20 protein-coding genes are annotated in these 24144 nt (G+C 33.4%); 7 read left to right on the plus strand and 13 right to left on the minus strand.

Annotated elements, in window-relative coordinates:
* Positions 1 to 79: 79 nt before the first annotated feature.
* From MK851_RS00075 to MK851_RS00110, 8 genes are read right to left on the minus strand one after another with little or no spacing between them, the layout of a single operon-like run.
* A complete protein-coding gene (locus MK851_RS00075; protein WP_303505564.1) occupies positions 80 to 1849 on the minus strand; it encodes a cbb3-type cytochrome c oxidase subunit I in 1770 nt (589 codons plus the stop codon).
* Positions 1850 to 1882: 33 nt separating this feature from the next.
* The gene (locus MK851_RS00080) at positions 1883 to 2890 is read right to left on the minus strand and encodes a cytochrome c oxidase subunit II (RefSeq protein WP_303505566.1); all 1008 of its coding nucleotides are present in this window, start codon (positions 2888 to 2890) and stop codon (positions 1883 to 1885) included.
* Between the two features lie 34 nt (positions 2891 to 2924).
* Complete coding sequence (locus tag MK851_RS00085) at positions 2925 to 4535, minus strand: quinol:cytochrome C oxidoreductase (protein ID WP_320240432.1); 1611 nt, start codon at positions 4533 to 4535, stop codon at positions 2925 to 2927.
* A 22-nt stretch (positions 4536 to 4557) separates the two neighbouring features.
* Positions 4558 to 5106, minus strand: a complete 549-nt coding sequence (locus MK851_RS00090; RefSeq protein WP_303505578.1) for a c-type cytochrome — start codon at positions 5104 to 5106, stop codon at positions 4558 to 4560.
* Between the two features lie 9 nt (positions 5107 to 5115).
* Positions 5116 to 5643, minus strand: a complete 528-nt coding sequence (locus MK851_RS00095; RefSeq protein WP_115899347.1) for a DUF3341 domain-containing protein — start codon at positions 5641 to 5643, stop codon at positions 5116 to 5118.
* Positions 5633 to 7033 carry an NrfD/PsrC family molybdoenzyme membrane anchor subunit gene (nrfD, locus tag MK851_RS00100; protein WP_320240437.1) on the minus strand — a complete coding sequence of 467 codons (1401 nt, stop codon included), beginning with the start codon at positions 7031 to 7033 and terminating at the stop codon, positions 5633 to 5635. The genes MK851_RS00095 and nrfD overlap by 11 nt, the downstream gene beginning before the upstream one ends.
* Positions 7034 to 7060: 27 nt before the next feature.
* Positions 7061 to 10225: a TAT-variant-translocated molybdopterin oxidoreductase gene (locus tag MK851_RS00105; protein WP_320240439.1), complete on the minus strand. Its 3165-nt coding sequence runs from the start codon at positions 10223 to 10225 to the stop codon at positions 7061 to 7063.
* Between the two features lie 32 nt (positions 10226 to 10257).
* The gene (locus tag MK851_RS00110; RefSeq protein WP_303505581.1) at positions 10258 to 11550 is read right to left on the minus strand and encodes a c-type cytochrome; all 1293 of its coding nucleotides are present in this window, start codon (positions 11548 to 11550) and stop codon (positions 10258 to 10260) included.
* Positions 11551 to 11766: 216 nt separating this feature from the next.
* On the opposite strand from MK851_RS00110, the gene MK851_RS00115 reads away from it, so the two are divergent.
* Positions 11767 to 12129 carry an SPOR domain-containing protein gene (locus MK851_RS00115; RefSeq protein ID WP_320240441.1) on the plus strand — a complete coding sequence of 121 codons (363 nt, stop codon included), beginning with the start codon at positions 11767 to 11769 and terminating at the stop codon, positions 12127 to 12129.
* Positions 12130 to 12207: 78 nt separating this feature from the next.
* Here the strand turns inward: MK851_RS00115 and MK851_RS00120 are convergent, their stop codons facing one another.
* Both MK851_RS00120 and MK851_RS00125 read right to left on the minus strand, forming a co-directional pair.
* Complete coding sequence (locus MK851_RS00120; RefSeq protein WP_320240443.1) at positions 12208 to 14106, minus strand: amidophosphoribosyltransferase; 1899 nt, start codon at positions 14104 to 14106, stop codon at positions 12208 to 12210.
* Positions 14107 to 14186: 80 nt separating this feature from the next.
* Positions 14187 to 15113: a PfkB family carbohydrate kinase gene (locus MK851_RS00125; RefSeq protein WP_303505584.1), complete on the minus strand. Its 927-nt coding sequence runs from the start codon at positions 15111 to 15113 to the stop codon at positions 14187 to 14189.
* Between the two features lie 193 nt (positions 15114 to 15306).
* Between MK851_RS00125 and MK851_RS00130 the strand changes: the two genes are divergently transcribed.
* The 6 genes from MK851_RS00130 (at position 15307) to MK851_RS00155 (ending at position 19696) form a co-directional block, all read left to right on the plus strand.
* Positions 15307 to 15732 (plus strand): SufE family protein, encoded by a 426-nt coding sequence (locus tag MK851_RS00130; RefSeq protein ID WP_320240446.1) that lies wholly within the window; start codon positions 15307 to 15309, stop codon positions 15730 to 15732.
* Between the two features lie 13 nt (positions 15733 to 15745).
* Positions 15746 to 16066, plus strand: coding sequence for a DUF59 domain-containing protein (locus MK851_RS00135; protein ID WP_115899355.1), 321 nt, complete (start codon positions 15746 to 15748; stop codon positions 16064 to 16066).
* Between the two features lie 60 nt (positions 16067 to 16126).
* Entirely contained in the window at positions 16127 to 16639 is a 513-nt protein-coding gene (locus MK851_RS00140; protein WP_303505590.1) for a DUF2480 family protein, read from the plus strand.
* 29 nt (positions 16640 to 16668) lie between these two features.
* Entirely contained in the window at positions 16669 to 17619 is a 951-nt protein-coding gene (locus MK851_RS00145) for a DUF3078 domain-containing protein (RefSeq protein WP_320240452.1), read from the plus strand.
* 80 nt (positions 17620 to 17699) lie between these two features.
* Positions 17700 to 18539 (plus strand): DUF3078 domain-containing protein, encoded by an 840-nt coding sequence (locus MK851_RS00150; protein WP_320240454.1) that lies wholly within the window; start codon positions 17700 to 17702, stop codon positions 18537 to 18539.
* An 83-nt stretch (positions 18540 to 18622) separates the two neighbouring features.
* On the plus strand, positions 18623 to 19696 hold the full coding sequence (locus tag MK851_RS00155; protein WP_303505597.1) for a CNNM domain-containing protein: 1074 nt from the start codon (positions 18623 to 18625) through the stop codon (positions 19694 to 19696).
* Between the two features lie 81 nt (positions 19697 to 19777).
* Here the strand turns inward: MK851_RS00155 and MK851_RS00160 are convergent, their stop codons facing one another.
* The 3 genes from MK851_RS00160 to MK851_RS00170 all read right to left on the minus strand — a co-directional run bounded on the left by MK851_RS00160 (position 19778) and on the right by MK851_RS00170 (position 24097).
* Positions 19778 to 22504 (minus strand): TonB-dependent receptor domain-containing protein, encoded by a 2727-nt coding sequence (locus MK851_RS00160; protein WP_320240457.1) that lies wholly within the window; start codon positions 22502 to 22504, stop codon positions 19778 to 19780.
* A 45-nt stretch (positions 22505 to 22549) separates the two neighbouring features.
* Positions 22550 to 23281: an energy transducer TonB gene (locus MK851_RS00165; RefSeq protein ID WP_320240459.1), complete on the minus strand. Its 732-nt coding sequence runs from the start codon at positions 23279 to 23281 to the stop codon at positions 22550 to 22552.
* 111 nt (positions 23282 to 23392) lie between these two features.
* The gene (locus MK851_RS00170; protein ID WP_320240461.1) at positions 23393 to 24097 is read right to left on the minus strand and encodes an energy transducer TonB; all 705 of its coding nucleotides are present in this window, start codon (positions 24095 to 24097) and stop codon (positions 23393 to 23395) included.
* Positions 24098 to 24144: the final 47 nt, after the last annotated feature.

The following is a 24144-nucleotide window of genomic DNA, read 5'->3' on the forward strand; positions in this document are numbered from 1 at the left end:
TTATAAAATCTTGTAATAACCATAGAAACTTAAAAAGCCTTCCAAATTGGAAGGCTTTTTAAGTTTGCATATTTTTATTTTAAGATGGTTCTTCGCCATCTAATAATGGTACATTTTGTGGTACGAAATCTTTTCCGTGTACATACTCACCATTTTCATCTGTTTTACTGTAATCGTAAGCCCATCTGTGAACTTCAGGAATTGCTCCTGGCCAGTTTCCGTGAATGTGTTCAACTGGAGTAGTCCACTCAAGTGTATTTGCATTCCATGGGTTTTGCGTTGCTTTTTGACCTCTGTACATAGAGATAAAGAAGTTTGCTATAAAGATTAACTGTGCAAAACCTCCAATAATAGCCATAATAGTCATAAACACGTTAATGTCAGCTAAATCATCAAACATTGGAAAGTTTGTATTTGTATAATAACGACGTGGTAAACCAGCTAACCCTATAAAGTGCATTGGGAAAAATACTCCGTAAGCACTTATTATTGTTAACCAAAAGTGCCAGTATCCTAATGTTTTATTCATCATTCTACCATACATTTTAGGGAACCAGTGATAAACACCAGCAAACATTCCTAATAATGCTGATACTCCCATTACTAAGTGGAAGTGTGCCACTACGAAATATGTATCGTGAACATTAATATCTAATGCCGAATCTCCTAATACTAATCCTGTTAAACCTCCTGTTACGAATGTAGAAACTAATCCGATAGAGAACATCATTGCAGGATTTAACTGTAGGTTACCTTTCCATAAGGTAGTTACATAGTTAAACGCTTTTACCGCTGATGGAATTGCAATTAATACTGTTGTAAAAGTAAATACTGAACCTAAGAATGGATTCATTCCAGATACGAACATGTGGTGACCCCATACAATTGTAGATAAGAATGCAATTGCCATGATAGAACCAACCATTGCGCGGTAACCAAAAATTGGTTTACGTGCGTTTGTTGAAATTACTTCTGAACTAATACCTAATGCTGGTAATAAAATAATATATACCTCTGGGTGACCTAAGAACCAAAATAAGTGTTCGAATAATACTGGCGACCCTCCTTGATAATGTAATACTTCACCAGAAATAAAGATATCTGATAAGTAGAAAGAAGTACCAAAACTTCTATCAAAGATTAATAATAATGCTGCTGATAATAATACCGGGAATGAAATTACACCAATAATTGCTGTAATAAAGAATGCCCACATTGTTAATGGCAATCTTGTCATTTTCAATCCTTTTGTACGTAAGTTTAAAACTGTTACGATATAGTTTAACGACCCGATTAATGATGATGCAATGAAAATTGCCATAGACACTAACCATAATGTCATACCTGTACCTGAACCTGGAATTGCTTGTGGTAATGCAGATAATGGAGGGTAAATTGTCCATCCTGCTGATGCTGGTCCTGCTTCTACGAATAATGAAATAATCATTATTACTGATGATAAGAAAAACAACCAATAAGATACCATGTTTAAGAATCCAGAAGCCATATCACGAGCTCCAATTTGTAACGGAATTAATAGGTTAGAGAATGTACCACTTAAACCTGCCGTTAATACAAAGAATACCATAATTGTACCGTGAATTGTAACTAACGCTAAGTACATATCTGGATTCATAATTCCATCTGTTTGATGGTTTCCTAAGAATGCTTCAACAATTGAAAACGATGTATCTGGCCATGCAATTTGTAAACGAAATAACATAGACATGAAACCTCCTATGATACCCATAAATATACCTGTAACAAGGAACTGTTTCGAGATCATTTTATGATCTTGACTAAAAATGTATTTAGTTACAAATGTTTCTTTGTGATGATGATCTGACATAATCTATATCTTTATATACTTTTTAAAAATATCTTATTTAATTGCTTGAGCTAATGTTTTTTGTTCTGACAACCACTTGTTGTATTCTTCTTCTTCAACAACAGTAATTTTCATTTGCATATTGTAGTGAGATGCTCCACAAATTTTGTTACACAATAATAAGTAATCAAACTCGTATGGATCTTCTCCATTAGCTTTTCTAATTTTGTTAATTCCCTCTGTTTTTGCAATTACCTCAGAATTCTGGCGCATTTCAGCTGTAGTATACTTTGGCGTGAATGCGAATTGAGTAACCATACCTGGAACACAGTTCATTTGCGCTCTAAAGTGAGGCATATAAGCGGAGTGTAATACATCTTGCGAACGGAATTTAAATAACACTTTCTTACCTTTAGGTAAGTATAATTCTGTTACTTGTTTATCATCCTGTGCACTTGGATCAGACATATCAACACCCATTGTGTTAATACCTTTGATAAAGTTTACATTACCTAAACCTAATTGGTTGTCTTCACCTGCATAACGTGCATCCCAACGGAACTGTTGAGAGTATACTTCAATTACAATAGGGTTTTCATCGTCTCCAACATACATAATGTTGTTCCAAGCCCATAAACCATATCCAATTAATAATACAATTGTTACTGCTGGAATAGTTGTCCAAATTAATTCTAACTTGTGACTATCTGCATAAAATAATGCCTTGTTGTTTTTGTTTCCTCTATACTTATATGTAAAGAAGAAAATTAAGAACTGCATTCCAAACTGAACGATTCCAATCAACCAAAAAGTAATATTGAAAAGGTTGTCATCATGCTCTCCTTCGATAGAAGCAGCTTCTGGTAACATGATTACGTTCATGGCAATTAAGCAGTAAATCATCATTGCATATAGGAAAGCCAGAAATCCTAGAGCATATTTACCTTGTTTTTCGTTGTCTTCATCTGTAGCAATTATACCACGGAAATTCATTATACGAGTAATTTGCCAAAAACTTACTCCAATTGCAACTGCTATGAAAATATAAAATAAAGCGAGCATATTATCTAAACTATTTGTTTATTAATTCTTTTTATTAATGATGATTACTATCTTCTCCTCTGTGTTCGATATTATAGTAATGATATGTTTCACTCTCGTGTAAATATGGGTTACCTTTTGGTACTGGGTTTGCCTTAGCAAATGCACTGAAAGTAGCGAAAATGAATAACCCTACAAAGAATAACAATCCACTAACTTCACCTATTCCGAATCCCCATTGACCTCCAACTGTTCCAGGCATAACCATTACAAATAAATCTATATAGTGACCTGCTAAAATTACAACACCTCCTAGTATAACAAACCAAGGCATGCTCTTAAAATCACTGTTAATTAATAATAGTATTGGAAAAACGAAGTTCATAACTACCATCGCTAAAAATGGTACTTTATATTCATTAAAACGTAATAAGAAGTATGTAGTTTCTTCTGGCATATCAGCATACCATATTAACATAAACTGAGCAAACCATAAGTAGGTCCAGAATACTGAGAAACCAAACATAAACTTAGCTAAATCATGAATATGACTATCATTTACTAATGGTAATACACCTTTTGAACGTAAGTAAATAGTTACCATAGCTATTACTGTTAAGGCAGATACTAAGAAAGTAGCTAATACATACCATCCAAATAATGTTGAGAACCAGTGTGGATCTATTGTCATAATCCAATCCCAAGAAGCCATACTTTCAGTAATCATAAAGAAGAATAAGAAAATTACAGAAATATTATAGTTCTTCTTATGTAATTTTAAATCTCCATTGTCTTGTTTAATAGAATTTCTTCTAATAATAAAAGTATAAGCGTTCCATACTACTAGATAGAAAATACTTCTCATTAACCAACCTGGTGTGTTTAAATACCATTTCTTACCATCTACAATAGCATCGTAATTTGGACTTGTGGGGTCTACAACTCCTTCTCCCATCCACGTAAATAAATGGTTCATGTGCATTGCCGTTGCTATTAAGAATACTAACATTAGTATACTAACATAGTGTAAGTTTGAAGTGATAGCTTCCATAACTCTAAATAACACAACAGACCATCCAGACTGTGCTACTCTTTGAGAAGCATAAAATGCTAATACTAATAATGTGATTCCTAAAGAAAATAATAAAGCAACATATAAAGCAGACCAAGGTCTGTTTTCCATTTGGTGTAAAGCATGTTCTGCGTGAGCATCTCCGTGATCTTCACCATGAGCTTCTGCTACTTCAGTATGTGCTTCAGTTGTTGTTTCATTTGCTTCATCAGCTGCAGCTTCTTCATGAGTATCTTCGGCTACGTGTACAGCTGAACTGTCTTGTGCTTGTGTATTTTCTGTAACTTCATCTGAGTGCTCTTGCTCACTATTGTGTGCTACTTCTTCAGTATGTGTCGCAATACTATCTGCAACATGTTCCTCTGTTGTCACCTCTTCTTCATGCTTTTCAACTTTAGCTTCTTCTGCGTGTTCCTCTTCAGCATGATCTGCTTTCGCATCATGACCTCCATGGTGTGCATCTTGTTTTGCTAAAATTTCTTTTGCTTCTTCTAATGTTTTAGGAGCTGATAAGAAACTATAACCTGTTCCTAAAAGTCCTACAGCCATTAAAACAATAGCAAGCATTTTTAATTTTCCTGAAAACTGGTACATATCTTAACTATCTATTATAGACTTATTTTAATTCGCTTCTTAATTTTTCTACGTATTGTACAACTTGCCAACGCTCATCGTATCTTAACTGTGACGCATGAGACCCCATTAAATTTTTACCATACATAATTACATGATAAATGTTACCTGGAGTTAATTCTCTATCTGCGTAATTTGGAATACCATTGAATTTATCTCTTTGAGATAATACTCCGTTTCCATCTCCTTTTGTACCATGACAAGACGCACAGTATATACCGTATAACTCTTTACCTTTTTCTAAGTTTGCTTCAGTTGTAGGTAACGGGTTTTTTAATTCAGCTTTTGCTTTTTCATATCCTTCATTAGTATCTGGAATATCATAAGCTACGACCCCGTTTCTACTTACAGTACCTGCTACTGGTAATTTATTTACCATTTCTTTATTTAACCCCTCAGCTCCATTTACATCATAAGGTACAGATACGTACATATCTGGCATAAATTGTACTTGTGGTTTTCGTTTATCGTTACAAGAACTTAAGCTTGTTGCTGCTACAGCTAAAGCGATAATTATTTTTAAATTCTTCATATCTCTTTATTAGTGCGTTTCTACTACGTTAATTTCTACAGCTCCTGTTGTTTCTAACAATGACACTAACTCTTCCTCACTCCCTTTAACAGGGATTTCCATTAAAAAGTGATCATCTGTAGTTCTTGGGTCAGGATTTTCAGCTTCTTTAAATGGCCAAATCTTACTTCTTAAGTAAAAAGTAATTACCATTAAGTGTGCTGCAAAAAACACTGTTAATTCAAATAATATTGGCACGAAAGCTGGCATATTAGCTGCCCAAGAAAAATTTGGTTTTCCACCAATATCTTGAGGCCAATCAGCAATCATAGTATACCATGTTAACCAAACTGCTACTGATAAACCTGTAATACCATATAAAAAAGCAGTAATCGCTAAACGTGTTGGTGCTAAGCCCATTGCTTTGTCTAATCCGTGTACTGGAAATGGACAAAATACTTCTTCAATGTGATGATTCTCTGCTTTAACTTTCTTAACGGCATCCATTAAGATATCATCATCATTATATAATGCGTGAATTACTTTATTAGTGCTCATTGTTCTCTTCTCTTGATTTTTTAAAATTCTCACCTGATGATTTCAAAATAGTCTTAATCTCCGCCGTAGGAATTACTGGGAATGTTCTTGCATATAATAAGAATAATACAAAGAAGAATCCTATAGTTCCTACAAAGATACCTACGTCTACAAACGTTGGCTCAAAACGCCACCATGTAGATGGTAACTGTCCTTTACTTAATACAATTGCGATGATATCAAAACGCTCAAACCACATACCTATATTAATTACAATAGAGATAATAAAAGACCAAATAAAGCTTCTTCTGATTTTTTTGAACCATAATAATTGTGGAGTGAAAATATTACAGATTAATAATGACCAGAATGCCCATCCATAAGCTCCTGCTTCTGCTCCAAATGATAAGTATGTATAATTTTCATAAGGAGACCCTGTATACCATGCAATAAAGAATTCTGTTGCATAAGCTACTGCTACAATACCTCCTGTTAAGATAATTACGATGTTCATATATTCAACGTGTAAACGTGTAATATATGCTTCCATATTCGTAACCTTACGCATAATACCTAATAAGGTTTGTACCATTGCGAATCCTGAGAAAATCGCTCCTGCTACGAAATAAGGAGGGAAGATTGTTGAGTGCCATCCTGGGTTAATAGAAGTAGCAAAGTCCATCGATACAATTGTGTGTACAGAAAGTACTAATGGTGTTGCTAAACCTGCTAATACTAATGATACTTCTTCAAAACGTTGCCAATCTTTTGCTCTACCTGACCATCCAAAAGATAATAAAGCATAAATTTTCTTTTGAAAAGGTTTTACAGCTCTATCACGAATCGTTGCAAAATCAGGCAATAAACCAGTCCACCAGAAAACTAATGATACCGATAAATACGTAGAAATTGCGAATACATCCCATAATAATGGAGAATTAAAGTTTACCCATAGTGATCCGAATTGGTTAGGAATTGGTAATACCCAGTATCCATTCCATGGACGTCCCATGTGGATGATTGGGAATAACCCTGCTTGAAATACCGCAAAAATTGTCATCGCTTCTGCAGAACGGTTAATTGCCATTCTCCATTTTTGACGGAATAATAAAAGTACTGCAGAAATAAGCGTTCCTGCGTGACCAATACCTACCCACCATACGAAGTTGGTAATATCCCATGCCCAACCGATGTTTTTATTTAATCCCCAAACACCGATTCCTGTTCCTACGGTGTAAAAGATACATCCAAATCCCCATAACATTGCTGCTAAAGAAATATAGAATGCTATATACCAATTTTTATTTGCTTTCCCTTCAATAGGTCTAGCAATATCTTCAGTAATATCATGGTAACTCTTGTCACCAAGTATTAAAGGTTCTCTATAAGATGATTCGTAATGAGACGACATAAATCTATATACTTATTAATTTTACTATTAGGCTTCGTTTGTATTTCTTACTTTCACTTGATACACTACATTTGGTTTTGTACCAATATAATCTAACACGTGAAAAGCTCTTCTATCTTCTTTTAATGCTGCAACTGTATCTTCTGAGTTGTTTATATCTCCAAACACCATTGCTCCAGTAGAACAAGCAGATGAACATGCTGTTTCAAACTCATCTTTCTTAACAGCTCTACCTTCTTTCTTAGCCTTTAAGATAGTAGCTTGCGTCATTTGGATACACATAGAACATTTTTCCATAACTCCACGAGAACGAACTACTACGTCTGGGTTTAACACCATTTTTCCGTACTCGTTATTCATGTTAAAGTCAAACTCGTTGTTCTCAGCATAGTTAAACCAATTGAAACGACGAACTCTATATGGACAGTTGTTTGCACAGTAACGGGTACCTACACAACGGTTATATGCCATTTGGTTTTGACCTTGACGACCATGTGATGTTGCTGCTACCGGACATACTGTTTCACATGGTGCGTGATTACAGTGCTGACACATCATAGGTTGGAAAGCAACCTGTGGGTTTTCTGCTGGATTTTCTAAAGCATCAAATAAATCTCCTTTACTTAACTTTAATACTTTTTCAGTATAACGTCTTTCAACTTCTTGATTCGCTAAGTTTGGGTTTTCTTTTTTGAACTGCTCTAAAGTTATGTGAGGTTCACCATTTTCATTTTTCTCGTATTGTTTATCTTCAACAGTAGAAGAATAATAACGATCAATACGTAACCAAGCCATATCTCTACCAACTCTCACTTCATCTTTACCAACAACAGGAACGTTGTTTTCAGCGTGACATGCAATAACACATGCTCCACAACCTGTACAAGATGTTAAATCGATAGATAAGTTAAAATGGTGTCCTAAAGTTCTATCATGTTCATCCCATAAGTCGATTTTACTTCCTTCAACTTCTTGATGATCATAAGAAACCATAAATGGTTTATTCCAAGTATGCTTAGGATCTAATTTTTTATTATTTACTTCTTTTAATGAAGCTTCTCTTAAGATATCGTGACGACCAGCTAAAGTACTTTGTACTTGCATACAAGCAAACTTGTGCCATCCTGAAGCTTTTTCAATAGAAACATTGTATTGAACATTGTTTCCGTTTTGGTAGAAAGGATATGCATTAACACCTACTTGCATTTCTGACTTTAACCCTTGAGTTCTACCGTAACCTAATGCTAAACCAACTGATCCTTTTGCTTGACCTGGTTGTATAATCACTGGAATCTTGTTAACTGTAACTCCATTAACCGTTACATTAGCATAGTTACCATCAATAGCACCGTTATCTTTCACTGGATTTTCAAAACCTAATTCTTTAGCATCAGCCATAGAAACAGTTAAGTAGTTATCCCAAGAAGCACGTGTAATTGGATCTGGTAACTCTTGTAACCAAGGGTTGTTGGCTTGTTTACCGTCTCCTAACGCTGTTGATGAATATAGGTTCAATTCGAATCCTGAAGCATTATTAGCATTTCTTACTAATTGAACTGCTGCTGCATTTACATCTACTGTTGATTCAAAAGCTATTTCTTCTTCTGTAGCAATGTTTTCAGCTTTAAAGAATCCATCATGTAATGCTTGATTCCATGAAGCTCCTCCTAATACATTTGTACTCCAAAATTCTTTTAAAGTATCGTAATAGTTTACTGAACTTCCTGACCATTTTAACAACACATCTTGAACTTGACGTGTATTAAATAATGGTTGAATGGTAGGTTGCATTAAACTATAAACACCTTGTTTTGCCATAACATCTCCCCAACTTTCTAAGTTATGAGGCGCTGGCAATGTATATTGTGTAGCATTAGCTGTAGCGTCATCTTGAGTAGATAATGCAACAGATAATTTTAAGTTCTTAATTCCTTCTGCTAAATCAGCTGCATTTGCTAATGCATATAAAGGGTTTACGTTGTAAGTAATTAAACCTTTTACTTTACCTCCTTTAACATCTGCTACTAATTGAGCTACTTGAGTATCGTTACCTTGACGTCTTAAGTTCAAAATCTCTGTATCGATTACCTCACTATTTAATGCTTTATTAATTGCTAGTGCTATTAATTGTGCATTTTTATCATTTAAACCAGTAACCACAACTCCTTTTGAACCTGCTTTTTTAAGGTCTTTAGCTAATTGCTTAACCTCAGTATCAAAAGCTGTTGTTTTTGAAGGAAGGCTATTTCCTGTTACTTGGTTGTATAAGTTTATTAAAGCGTAAACTTGTTCAGATGGCTTAGCAACAATTCTTTTATCAGCATTTGCTCCTGCTAAAGACATGTTAGCTTCTATTTGAACATGGTAAGACATTTTACCTGTCTTTACTCTACGACCTTCTACATAAGATTTTTCATATCCTCCTTGCCAATCTCCTAAGAAATCTGCTCCAATAGATGCAATAACCTCTGCTTTAGTAAAATCGTAATCTGGTAAAGCTCTTTTACCGTACATAGCTTCAAAAGCATCAGCAGCTGCACTTTCTGAAATTGCATCGTAAACTACATGCTTAACATTTGGATAAGCAGTGATAAAATCAGCAATTACTTTTTCAGTAGAAGGGCTTGCTAAAGTACCGGTTAAAAACACTACTGGTTCGTTAGTATCTTTTAACTCATTTAATTTAGCAATGATTTCTTTATCTGCATCTGCCCAAGAAATTTGAGTTTTCCCTTTTCTAGGTTCTTTTAAACGTAATTTCTCATCGTATAATGATAAAACTGACGCTTGGGTACGTGCGCTAGTTTCTCCCCATGCCTCTTTGTTTGGCATAATTTGAATTGGACGTCCTTCGCGTGTTTTTACTAATACGTTTGCAAAATCAAAACCATCTGCAATAGTAGTTGCGTACCAATCAGCAACACCTGCTACGATATCATTTGGTTGCACTACATAAGGAATTGATTTTCTTACTGGACCTTCACAAGCTGCCAAAGAAGCTGCTGCAGTGGTAAATCCAACATATTTCAAGAAATCTCTACGTGATGTTGATGATGTTTCTAAGGTTTCTTTGTCGCCTAAAAATTCATCTGTAGGAATATCTTGTACAAACTCATTATTACGTAGCGTTTCAACAACAGAACTACCTTTTAGTTCTTCAACACTTTGCCAGTATTTTTTGTTTGAAGCCATTTATATATGTGTTTTTCTACTTTCTAATTTGATTAATAGTGGCACTTACCACACTCTTTTCCTCCTAATTGCGCAATAGTTACTTGCTCAACACCGTACTTTTCTGCCAATTCTTTATGAATTTTAGCATAGTACTCATTACCTTTTAAGTCAACCTTAGTCGCCTTGTGACAATCAATACACCAACCCATTGTTAATGGAGAGTACTGATACACTTCTTCCATCTCCTCCACAGGCCCGTGACATTTTTGACAAGCTACACCTCCAACCGTTACGTGTTGTGAGTGGTTAAAATATGCAAAATCTGGCAAATTATGAACTCTAACCCATTTAACTGGCTTAGTATTACCTGTATACTCTAATTTATCTGCATCCCAACCTGCCGCTTCATAAATCTTAGCGATTTCTTTATCTAAATCCGCTTTTACTAACGTATGATCATCCATTACGACTTTAGTATCATCAGCAACTTCTGAAATATTCTTATGACAGTTCATACAAACACTTACTGAAGGAATCCCAGATGTTTTACTATGTTTAGCAGATGAGTGACAATATTGACAATCTATCTTATTGTCTCCTGCGTGAATTTTATGTGAAAATGCAATTGGCTGAATTGGCTGATAACCTTCATCAACACCTATTTTAAACAACGTACCAAATAAAAAGTAAGCTGCTATTAAAGCCCCGAAAATTACTGTTAATACTTTTAAAAATGTATTTTGCTTAATCCCTTCCCACAGCTCAGCAGTTTGCCCCATTAAACCTGGGGTTTTTGGAGCTCCTTTTAATTCACTAATAGTTTTTAATAAACTACCAATAATTAAAAAAGCTACAACAATTGCTGCTGCTAAAATATACAACAACCACTTTGGTGCCTGATCTCCCTGAGTTTCACCTGTAACCTCAGCTCCAGCAACTGCAGCTTTCTTTACCTCACCAACAGTTGTATAATAAAGAATATCATCAATATTTTGATCTGTTAACTGCGGAAATGCAGTCATGTTAGAACCATTATACTCCTCAAAGATGGCTATTGCATCTTTATCTCCAGAAGCTCTAAGTTCAGCATTGTTTTTAATCCAAGCTTTCAACCATTCGTTAGTTCTTTTTTCTTCAATCCCAGCTAAAGCAGGACCTACAAGTTTTTTATCTAACTTGTGACACGAAGCACAAAGAGACTTAAATAATTTCTTCCCTTCTTTTTGACGCGCTTCGTCAATATCTTGTGAAAACGCCGAAAAACTTACTAAGAAAACTAAAAAGAAAGCTAAACTCCTTACTAGAGTTTTGGTTAATCTACTGTGATGATTCACACTTTTCATACTATAAAATATAAGTTTTGTATCTATTTTGGTACAATTTTTTCTGTTACATCATTTTAAAAATAAGTACACAGAAAGTTGCACAAAAGTACTACTTCTGTCTAAATTGTGAAATGTTAAGAGAATCCTAATCTGTAATTTATACTAATTCTAAATAAACCACGTTAACAATGTATTAACTGACAAGTCATTACTTTTGTAAAAAGATTCAAAAAAATGAAAAAACACAGCATATTAATTACTTTTTTACTTATTATTTCTGGTAGCATTCTTAATGTTAAAGCCCAAGATAAACACACTGAAAATAAAGACATTATTTCCTTAATAGAAAAAAAACGAGCTTATAATAAGCAAAATGGAAGTGGGTATAGAATCCAATTATACAACGGATTAGAAAGACGCGCAAGAATCTTACGTAATAGATTTCGAATTGAATATCCTGATGTTTACACAAAGTTAACCTACAAAGCTCCTGAATGGAAAATACAAGTAGGAAATTATAAGACACGCTTGCATGCCGATAGAGCCCTGAATGAGATTCGTGAAAAGTTTTCTGGTGCCATTGTAGTACCTATGTAATTAAACATAATTTTTACAACATAAAAAAGAGTAATCGAACAAACGATTACTCTTTTTTATTTACTGGCTAATTAATTATTAATAAGCTCTTTTATCACTTCCTTCGTAAAAGTTTATGAATGCTTGATTCACCACTCTGTGACCTCCATCTGTAGGATAATCTCCTGTAAAATACCAATCTCCTAAATTATCTGGACATGCTTTATGCAAACCACTTACTGGTTGGAAAATCACTTCTACTTCAGCTTTAATTTCGGCTGTTTTTAGCATCTGAGCAATCTTTGCTGAAACTTGTTCATCTGTAAAAGGTGCATAAATTTCTTTTACATAGTTTACAACATCTTTGTCTTCGCTATTTTCTTGCTTTTTACATTTTTGATACACTTCATCAATAATATGATATTGATCTGTCTCTTTCAACAATTCTAAAGCTGCTTTAAACGCAATAAAATCGTTTATCTTAGCCATATCAATACCATAACAATCTGGATAGCGTATTTGAGGCGCAGAAGAAACTACTACTATTTTCTTAGGATTTAATCTATCCAAAATCTTAATAATACTTTTCTTTAAGGTAGTACCTCTTACAATACTATCATCAATAATCACCAAGTTATCTGTTGGCTTTACCACACCATAAGTTACATCATAAACATGTGCTACTAAATCATCACGACTACTATCATCAGTAATAAACGTACGTAACTTAGCATCTTTTATAGCTATCTTTTCGAAACGTGGTCTTTTTGAAAGAATTTCAATAACTCTTTCTTTTGAAAGCTTTCCTTCTCCTGCTAAAATCGCATCTGTTTTTTGTTGATTTAACACATCTTCAGCAGCTTCCATCATTCCAAAAAATGATGTTTCCGCAGTATTAGGTATGTAAGAAAACACAGAATTTTCTATATCACTATCAATAGATTTTAAAACTTCAGGAAAAACATACTTTCCTAAATTTTTACGCTCCTCATAAATTGATGCATCGCTTCCTCTTGAAAAATAAATACGTTCAAAAGAACATGCTTTTTTAGGTTTCTTATCTAAAACAGGAGCCATTGTTGTTTGACCATTTTTCTTAATAATCAACGCATGACCTCTATCTATTTCCTTAATTGTATCAATCGGAACATTAAATACCGTTTGAATTACAGGACGTTCCGAAGCCACCACCACTACTTCTTCATCTTCGTAAAAAAATGCTGGACGAATCGCCGAAGGATCTCGTAACACAAACGCATCACCATGACCCAATAATCCTGCCATAGCATAACCACCATCCCAGTTTTTAGCAGATCGTTGTAAAATACGTTGAATATCTAAATGTTCTTCAATAAAAGGAGATGCATCTTTTTTACTAAAACCAGCTTCTTTTGCTTTTAAGTATAAATCTGACACTTCAGATTCTAAAAAATGACCTATTTTTTCCATCACAGTTACTGTATCAGTAAACTCTTTTGGGTGTTGTCCTAAATCAATTAAATCATTTAATAATTGTTTAGAATTTGTCATATTAAAATTCCCTGCAACAATTAAACTTTGATGTTTCCAGTTGTTTTGACGTAAAAAAGGATGCACACTCTCTATAGAGTTTTTACCGAATGTACCATAACGAACGTGTCCTAAAAACAAGTTCCCAAGATATGGTACGTTTTCTTCTTGCCATTTTACATCATCAACCTTATCTGGGTTCTCTTCAAAAACTCCATTGATTCTATGGTTAATTTTTCCGAAAATATCTTGTATTGGTTGTGATTGGTTGGAACGTATTCTACTTATGTATCTTGTTCCAGGCTCTACATTAAATTTTATACTTGCTAATCCAGCACCATCTTGTCCTCTATTGTGCTGTTTCTCCATTAACAGGTACATTTTATTTACACCATAAAACGCGGTACCATATTTATCTTTATAGTACTGTAATGGTTTCTTTAAGCGAACCATTGCAATTCCGCATTCGTGTTTAATAGCGTCACTCATTTAATTTCAAGTATTTAGTTGTGTTGTAGTTTTTGTGTGTTGTATAAAAAAATCCGCAGCAAAAAGCGCGGATTTGTATTTTATGATAGTGCTATATCAAATTGTGTTAATTCTTTAAAAGCTTGTAAACGTGCTTGTACTTCTTCGCTCGTTAGTTCTTCCATTCGTTGTGTTCCGAATTTCTCAACACAGAACGATGCTAAGTTGGATCCGTAGATAATTGCGCTCTTCATGTTTTCAAATGAAATATCTTCTGTTTTAGCCAAATACCCACAGAAACCTCCTGCAAAAGTATCTCCTGCCCCTGTTGGGTCAAACACCTCTGCTAATGGTAACGCTGGTGCAAAGAACATGTTCCCTTCATTAAATAATAAAGCTCCGTGTTCTCCTTTTTTAATCACTACATATTTCGGTCCCATCTCATGAATCTTCTTAGCAGCATTTACTAATGAATATTCTCCACTTAACTGACGTGCTTCTTCATCATTAATCGTAATAACATCTACACGCTTTAGCACTTCGTGTAAATCGTTTAATGCTATATCCATCCAAAAGTTCATAGTATCTAACACTACTAACTTAGGTCTTTCATTCATTTGATCTAATACCGATGCTTGTGTTAATGGATGCAAATTACCTAACATTACAATAGATGCATCTTTAAATGCTTCTGGAACTACTGGTTGAAAATGCTCTAATACATTTAATTCAGTTACTAAAGTATCACGAGAGTTCATATCGTTATGATATTTTCCACTCCAAAAGAATGTCTTTCCTTCTTTTACGATTTCAACTCCTTCAGTGTTAATTCCTTTTTCGTTCATCATATCTAAGTATGATTCTGGAAAATCTCCTCCGACTACAGAAACCACTCCTGTTTGCACTCCAAATTGTGAAGCTGCTAATCCAACAAACGTTCCTGACCCTCCTAAGATTTTATCAGTTTTTCCAAATGGTGTTTCTATAGCATCAAATGCTACAGTTCCTACTGCTAATAATTTACTCATAACTCTACTTAATATTCCTTTACCTAAGGAAATGTATTTGTTTCATTAAGTCCTCTGTAAATCCCTAAGACTTAAAAATTTACTAATTCTACTCATTAAGGCTTAAACTCTCATGTCAACTGCCTTTTTTATCGTAATTTTGCGTCTTTAATTAAAAACGGTCTTTTTGACTCTGCAAAAATAGTTTTAAAAAATGACTATCAAAGAAATACAAGAAGAAATTATTGACGAGTTTTCAATGTTTGAAGACTGGATGGAGCGTTATGAGTACATTATTGAGCTAGGTAAATCGCTGCCATTAATAGATGAAACTTACAAATTAGATGAAAACCTGATTAAAGGTTGTCAATCGAAAGTATGGTTACATTCTGAATTAAAAGGTGACATCATTGGGTTTACTGCCGACAGTGATGCTATATTAACCAAAGGAATTGTGGCGTTATTATTGAGGATTTTTTCTGACCAAACACCTAAAGCAATTTTAGAAGCCGATACTAACTTTATTGATGAGATTGGTTTAAAAGAACACTTAAGCCCTACTCGTGCTAACGGATTAGTGTCTATGGTAAAGCAAATAAAAATGTATGCGATTGCGCAACAAAGTAAGTTAGCAAATTAAAGAAGCAAGAATTATGACTGAAGATAAATTAGAAGAATTAGGAGATAAAATCGTTCGTGTGTTAAAAACAATTTTCGACCCTGAAATACCTGTTGACATATATGAACTTGGATTAATTTATGATGTTTTTATATCAGAAGAGAATGATGCCAAAATATTAATGACATTAACTTCTCCAAATTGTCCTGTTGCTGAAACATTACCTGTTGAAGTAGAAGAAAAAGTAAAAACCTTAAAAGAAATTAACAATTGTGAGGTTGAAATTACTTTTGATCCTACTTGGACACAAGACATGATGAGCGAAGAAGCAAAATTAGAGTTAGGGATGCTGTAGAACTCTTAGTAAAACTACAAAAACATAAAACGCACAACTTTAAATCTTTTCAACAAAAACATGGCAGACGAAATTATAAATAGAGTTGCAAATAGTAAGCTTACAACGGTAGATCTTGAGGATTTTTACCCTGAAGGTAGGCGTATAGTGTTTGACATTAAGGATTGGTTATTTGAAGAATTGATTCTTCGTGAAAAGGACTTTAGAGAGTCTGTAAAAAATCACGATTGGTCTCAATATCAAAACAGTTATGTTTCTTTAACATGTTCTACTGATGCTATTATTCCTTCTTGGGCTTACCTTTTATTAACCTCTGAGCTTATCCCCTTCGCCAAAAAGGTTGTTGTCGGTGATTTAACAGTCTTAGAAACTGTAATTTTTCAAGAGGTAATTCAACAGTTAGACACTTCTGAATATAAAAACAAGCCTGTAATTATTAAAGGGTGTGCAAATAAACCTATACCACCTTCTGCATACACTCTTTTGATTGAAAAAATTAAACCCGTAGCTAAAACCATCATGTTTGGCGAAGCTTGTTCAACTGTACCACTTTACAAGAGAAAAAATAATTAGTCTTATAGGATTCCTCAACTTAATTACAAATGAAAAAACTGTTCTTAATCTTGTTTTCTTGTTTCTGTTTTTCTGTAGTTTCTCAAGAAACTAAAAAAGATAGTGTCTCTTCTGCTGGTTTAGAAAACTCACCTTTAGATACTAGTTTTGCTTTCTACATATTTAACAAAAGAGTATTTGCAGAACCTTTAGTAAAAAAAAACCCACCTAAAAAATGGACTGTTACTGGAAAATATACTTTTCTTTTCAATCAGTCATCTTTTTCTAATTGGGCAGCAGGTGGAAATAATACTGTTGCCGGAAATATGACACTTGGTTATGATTTCAACTATAAGAGAAAAAAATGGAACTGGGATAATAAAATTATTTCCGCTTATGGGTTGAGTTATATAGATGGTCAAGGAGTAAGAAAAACAGAAGATCAGTTTGAATACAACTCCTTATTAGGTTTGAAAACTTCAAAATTGTGGTTTTTATCTTTTTTTAGTAACTTTAAAACACAGTACACCAAAGGTTATGATTATAAACAAGAACCTAAAGTAGCTGTTTCGGATTTCTTTTCTCCTGCATATTGGAGCTTCGGGCCTGGTATGTTGTGGAAACGAAATGATGACGCTAGAATAAACATAGCTCCAGCAACTGCTCGTTATACTTTTGTTTCTGATCAATTTTCTGGAAAATATGGTGTGGATGAAGGTAAGAATACTAACTTTAGTTTAGGTTTTAACCTTTCTGCTTACTTTAAGAGTGAAATAATGGAAGATGTGACCATGGAAAGTATAGTAGCTATATATTCAGATTATTTAAACAAACCTCAAAATATTGACATTGATTATCAGTTAAACATCATTGTTAAAATTAATAAAAACCTATCTACAAATCTCAGCTTGCACACCATTATTGACGATGATGCTTCAAGTAGAGTTCAATTTAAAGAGGTTTTTGGTCTTGGTTTGAATTATATTTTTCATAAAACGTGACTTTTGTCATAACAACATTGTCTAAATTTTGAGTTAAGCGTACTTTTACGCCCTCAAAAAATTAATTTAAAACTATTAAAATGAAAAAATTATTAGCTATTGCTGTTTTGTTTGGAACATTAACAGCTAACGCTCAAGAAGAGAAAAAAGAAGAGCCTAAAGAAGGATGGAAAAAAAGTGGTAATATCTCTTTTCTATTCAATCAATCCGCTTTCAATAATTGGTTAGCTGGGGGTACGAACAATATTTCTGGCACTCTTGGCTTAAACTATGATTTTAACTACACAAAAGGTGATTGGACATGGGACAATAAATTGATTGCTTCTTACGGTGTAACAAAATTAAAAGGGGAATCTTTACAAAAGACAGATGACCGTTTAGAATTAAACTCATTAGCAGGAAAAAAAGCGGGTGGATACTGGTATTACTCTGCTTTTTTTAACTTTAAGACTCAGATGTCCTCTACCTATGTTTCTGGCGAGCAAACATCTCATTTCTTTTCTCCTGCCTACTTCCAATTTGGACCAGGTATGTTATGGAAAAAGCATGATAATTTAAAAGTAAACATTGCTCCTGCAACTTCTAAATTAATTTATGTACATAAACATTTAACCGATTTTGGACCTGCTTTTGGAGTAGAGCAAAATGAAACCACTCGTTATGAAATAGGTGCTGCAGTTAACGTATATTACAAATTAGAGGTAATGAAAAATGTATCTGTAGAGAACATCTTAAACCTTTACAGTAATTATTTGGAAGACTTTCAAAACGTTGATATCGATTACACTCTTAACGTAGTAATGAAAGTTAACAAATATTTATCTGCGAACCTTTCAATGCAGACAATTTATGACGACAATGCCTTTAAAGGGTTCCAAACTAGAGAGGTGTTTGGTTTAGGAGTGAATTACGGTTTTTAAAAAAAACAAAACACAATAGTAAAACCTCAAGAACATGTTCTTGAGGTTTTCTTTTTATGTATTTTAGCTTAAAAATTTAACGAATGACATTATTAATTGTTTACGCCACATTATCTATATTTTTCTCTTTTTTATGTTCTATACTAGAAGCTGTTCTGCTAAGTGTTACCCCAACTTTTGTTAACCTTAAAAAGAAAGAGGAGAAGGCTTACGCAAAAGATCTTGAAACATTAAAAAAAGATGTGGACAAGCCTCTTATTGCTATTTTAACTGTAAATACTGTAGCACACACCGTAGGAGCTATTTTAGTTGGTGCCCAAGCGAAGAAAATATTCAGTGATGAAGGAAATGGTGTTTTTATTGTTTCTGCTATAATGACAATTTTAATTTTAGTCGCTTCTGAAATTATTCCTAAAACTATTGGTGCTACTTACTGGAAATCTTTAGCTGGTTTTACAACCAAAGCTTTAAACATACTTATTTTCTTTTGTAAATACACCGGTATTATTTGGTTATTGCAGCTATTTACTAAGATGTTTGGGAAAGGAGCACATGGTGAAAGTGTTTTAAGTAGAGAGGACTTCTCTGCCATGACCGATATTGCCGAACAAGAAGGTGTTTTTCATGAAAGTGAAGGTAAAGTAATTAGAAATATGCTAAACTTTAAAGAAGTTCAGGCCAAACACATTATGACACCTCGTACGGTACTTACTACCGCTGATGAAAACCAAAGTATTGAATCTTTTTTTAATGAAAACAGACCTTTACGTTTCTCCAGAATACCTGTATATGCTGAAAACTCAGACAATATAACTGGTTATGTTTTAAAAGATCAACTATTACTTTCCTTGGTTGATAACAAAGGAAATGAGCCTTTAAAAACAATTAAGAGAGAAATTATTATAGCAAGTAGAGAATTATCTATTCCTAATCTATTTGAAAAACTAATTGAACAGAGAGAACATTTGGCTTTAGTTGTAGATGAATATGGAGCTGTTAGCGGTTTGGTGACTCAAGAAGACGTTATAGAAACTCTTTTAGGCTACGAAATAATGGATGAGAGTGATAATGTAGCTAACCTACAAAGCTTAGCTAGAAAAAGCTGGGAACAACGTGCTAAACGACTAGGAATTATTAATGATACTGAAAACGAATAGCAAATTTTAAAAAGTTTGTAAAACAAAAAAGAGGTATGAATAAATTCATACCTCTTTTTTTATTATATATCTTAACTATCTCTAGTCATTAATTGTCCAAGAAACATAGTACATAGAACCAATTAATCCAGATCCTGGCGCAACCATATACTCGTTGCCTGTTAAGTTAGTTCCTCCTAGTTTAAACCTTGATTTAATAGCAGGTACTCTATAGTTTATTTGCGCATCTAATACCGTTCTTGCATCTACTGTATCATCTAAGAAGCTTGACTGCCAATAGAACTCATCTTGCCATCTTAAATTCACATTAAACCCAAAGTTTTTAAACAAGTTTGGATTTCCAAACATTACTTTTACTTGATGCTCTGGAGTATTAAATCCTGCTTTAAAAGTAGGATCATCTCTTTGATCAAAAACTAATTTTGAATATGTATAGTTAGCTCCTAAGTTAAATGTCTTAAATACTTTTGTATTTACCCCAACACCTACACCATACGAATCTACATTAGCTGATGTATTTGTATTAAGAACAAACGAAGTATAATCTCCATTATCTATTGCTGCATCAGCTTGTGCATCTGGTGTTCCATCAGCCTCTAAACCTCCGTAATTAGCCACAATAACATCTTTAAATGCTACAAAATCATTATACTGGTTGTAATAACCATTAATATCTAATTCTAATATATTTCTACTATTTAAATCGATAATACTTCTATATCCAACTTCATATGAAGTAACCTTTTCTGGTTTAATTGGATTCACATCAAGTTTAACTCTATTATTTCTTCCAACTAATGCATTTCCAAAAGCCTGTCTGCCAGTAATTTCACTAGTAGTACCATCTTGATTAACTACAATAGTAGAAAAACGATCTAGGTTTTCTTCTGAAGTACCTAAAATATACTTACTTGGTCCTGAACGTAATCCAAAGTATTGCTCTAAAGTACTTGGATTTCTAAATCCTGTTTGATAAGAAGCTCTTAAAATATGGTTTTTTGATTCTCCTAAAGAATAATTTAATGCTACCCTTGGCGAGAAGTTTCCTTCAAAGTTTTTAGATTTATCATAACGAACAGATCCTGTAAACTTTAATCTATCATCTAAGAATTTCTTTTGAATTTGAGAATAAACCCCTATCATATCAAACTCTATACTACTATTTTCATCAGTAAATAAAGTTCCGTTTGAATTAATATCAAATTTACGGTAAGAACCTCCTATTTGAATCTCTCCCCAACGGATAATATCTTTAAAGTTATAATTAGCATCAAAATGGTAAAAAGAAGTCTCATCTTTTAATCCTGCTCCCCCCTTGTTTATTGGAGTATTAATTACCTCTTCTAAAGCTGTTTTGAATTCAGATGATCCTGGTACAAATCTATTTCTATTTGCAAATCTTCTTGCATCAGCATCGTTAAGAGGTGTATATCCTGGAACTGTTAATGCTCCACTATATATACCAGCGTATTCTTGATACCAATTTTGGGTTGGATTGTATTTTTCATTTAACGCAATAGCTGCGAATCGTAAATCGTGACTTTTTCCTGAGTCATTTCCTGTATAATATCCTCTTACAAAAAAGTTTCTTCCTTTAAGCTCTAACTTATACTGCTCGATAAAATATCCTTTTTGAGAGAATCTATTTGTTCCTTGATATGTATTATCTCCACGAGAAAAACGAGAGTTTACTATAATTTCTAATGCATCATTTGCCCACGGTCTGATATGAATAGATCCATCAAATTTTAAGTTATAACCATTATAATTAGTTAAATCTTTTTCTTCGTACCCTGTTCTACTAACATTCATAGAAGGTAACGCTGGATCCAAATCATTTAAATTAAAATTAAAATCATCACCATATACATTTACACCATCATAATCAGTGTTTGCATCTCTATCTCCATCAATAGCTGTTCCTCCAATTCCTGTGGTGTTTCTGGTATCAACTGCATGCCATTCTTCAGCAGAAAAATAAGTTAAATTAGCTTTTGCTGCAACATAATCATTGAACTTATATGCCATACGAATTCCTGCATCATAAAACGGATTGTTTCCTGCTGCTTCTTGCGACATATTACCAGTTTTGATATAAGTACTTATACCTGTATTATCAAAAGGATTTTTACTACTCATTAATAAAATACCGTTAAACGCATTTGCTCCATACAAAGCAGAAGAAGCTCCTGGAAGGATTTCAACATTTTTAACATCTAAATCTGAAAGCCCCATAATATTTCCTGCTGAGAAATTCAACGCTGGTATTGATGTTTCTACTCCATCAACTAACTGTACAAATCGAGTATTATCGAAAGTAGAAAAACCACGAGAGTTTACAGATTTAAATCCGTAATTTGCTTCACGTGATTCAATTCCTTTTAAGTTTGCTAATCCGTCATAAAATGAAATTGATGTATTTCTTTTAACATCAATAACTCCCATTCTTTCAATAGTTACTGGAGATTCAATAACTCGTTCAGGAGATCGAGATGCTGAAATTACAACTTCATCCAGTGCTACACTTTCTTTTAAAATTACATTCACTTCTTGATCTAATGAAGTAATCTCAATTACTTCCGTTTTATACCCAAAAGCAGAAACTTGCATAGTTATAGGGTAAGTTGACTTAACTTGTAAGCTGAAATTTCCTTCAAAATCAGAGGTTGCCCTAGCTTCTCCAGAAAGAATTACTGCATTTGGAAAAGGCTCCAAGTATTCGTCGTAAACTTTTCCATTTACTGTAGTTTGTGCATAAATAGACATACTACACACTACCAAAACTAAGGATAGTAGTTTTTTAAACATAATGTTTATTTTTAATTGATTTGTATTAAGTTATTTGTGATTTATTTACTCATCAAGAGCAAACATAATAGGAAATCCGTATTTTACTGAAGTTTGATCTCCTGACTTTTTAGCAGGTATAAACTGTGGTAGTTGAGATACTACTCGAACAGCTTCATTGTTTAGTAATCCACCATTTTTAGGCCCTAAGGTTTTAATATTCTTAACCTGACCATTCTTGTCAATAATAAAGCGTACCCAAACTTCTCCTTGAATAGATTCTTTTACCGCTTGACTAGGGTATCTGAAATGTTTTTGAATATGCTTTACCATTTCAACATTAAAACAATCTAACCTTTCATTTTTCTTTGCTTTTTTGCATGCAGAAAACAAAGGTATTCTATCAACTGTAGTAAATTTTTCAGCTTTTCTTACTTCTTCTGCTGATAGTTTACTTGTTATATCTTCAAGATTGTTCTTTAAAGTTAACGATTGGTTTAATTCTGTTTGGTTAGTTGTACCCTCTACTGCTGCTGTTCCAGCTCCTGACAATTCAGCAGCATTTGAAACCGCTTTCTTTTTTGAGATTTCTCTCTTTTTTAAATACCTTCTATTAGCCGATACTTTTACAGAAATTTGTCGTGTCCCTTTGTTCTTTTTACTTTTTGGGGCTATAGTACATTTTGTAATACTGTTTAAGTCTAAAGACTCTTCTGGAGTTTCACATACTTCACGTTGTGATACAACATTCGTAGCATAAAAACAAAATATTGTTATTACTAAAATAACTTTTCTCATACCTAAGGGGTTTAACATTTTTCCAATAAACTAATTCTAAGTTTTTATTTGTGAAAAATATGGCGCGCAAAGGTATTCTTTTTTTTATAGAAATTAAATTATTTTAACACTCTAATCTTCAGAGCTATTTAAGCTAAAATTCATGGGAAAACTATACGCTACTTTTGTGTTTTTACCTTGCTGTTTTCCTGGAGTAAAATTAGGTAGTAATAACACAATTCTTTTAGCTTCTTCTTTTAAGAGTTCATGTACATCTACTCCTTCCGTTTTAATATCTGTTACCTTACCAGCTTCGTCAATTACAAAGCTTACAAGTACCTCTCCCTCTATCCCCTTATCTAAGGCTTCATTTGGATATACCAATGTATTAATTATATGATTTTGCATTTCATAATTAAAACAATCTACCTTATCTATTAAAGGATTTGTACACGACAAAAACACAGGAATTTCATCAACCACATCAAAAGAAACAGCTTTTTTCTTTATTACTTTTGTAATTGGAGTAATATTGTACAAACGGCACATCGCTAAATCATTAGTTATTTTCATCAACTTAACTTGATTTGTTTTTATATCATTAGCTAAGCTAATAACTTTTTCAAAGTAAACACGTTTTCTTAAGTGTCTTCTACTAGAGATTGTAGTTACAACAGGAGTTCCCTCATCATTCTTATCTACTTTTTTTTCTATTAAACATTTATCAACAATGTTTACATCTACTGAATGAGGATTTTCAGATGTACACTTCTCTTGTGCTGTAGCAAATTGAAAACCACAACACATTAACAAGAGTATAATTATATTTTTCATCATGATCTATTCAGATTAACACATGGTAACTCAAAAAAAAGTGGTCATTT

It is taken from the genome of Tenacibaculum sp. 1B UA, from assembly GCF_033978845.1.
Lineage (GTDB): Bacteria > Bacteroidota > Bacteroidia > Flavobacteriales > Flavobacteriaceae > Polaribacter.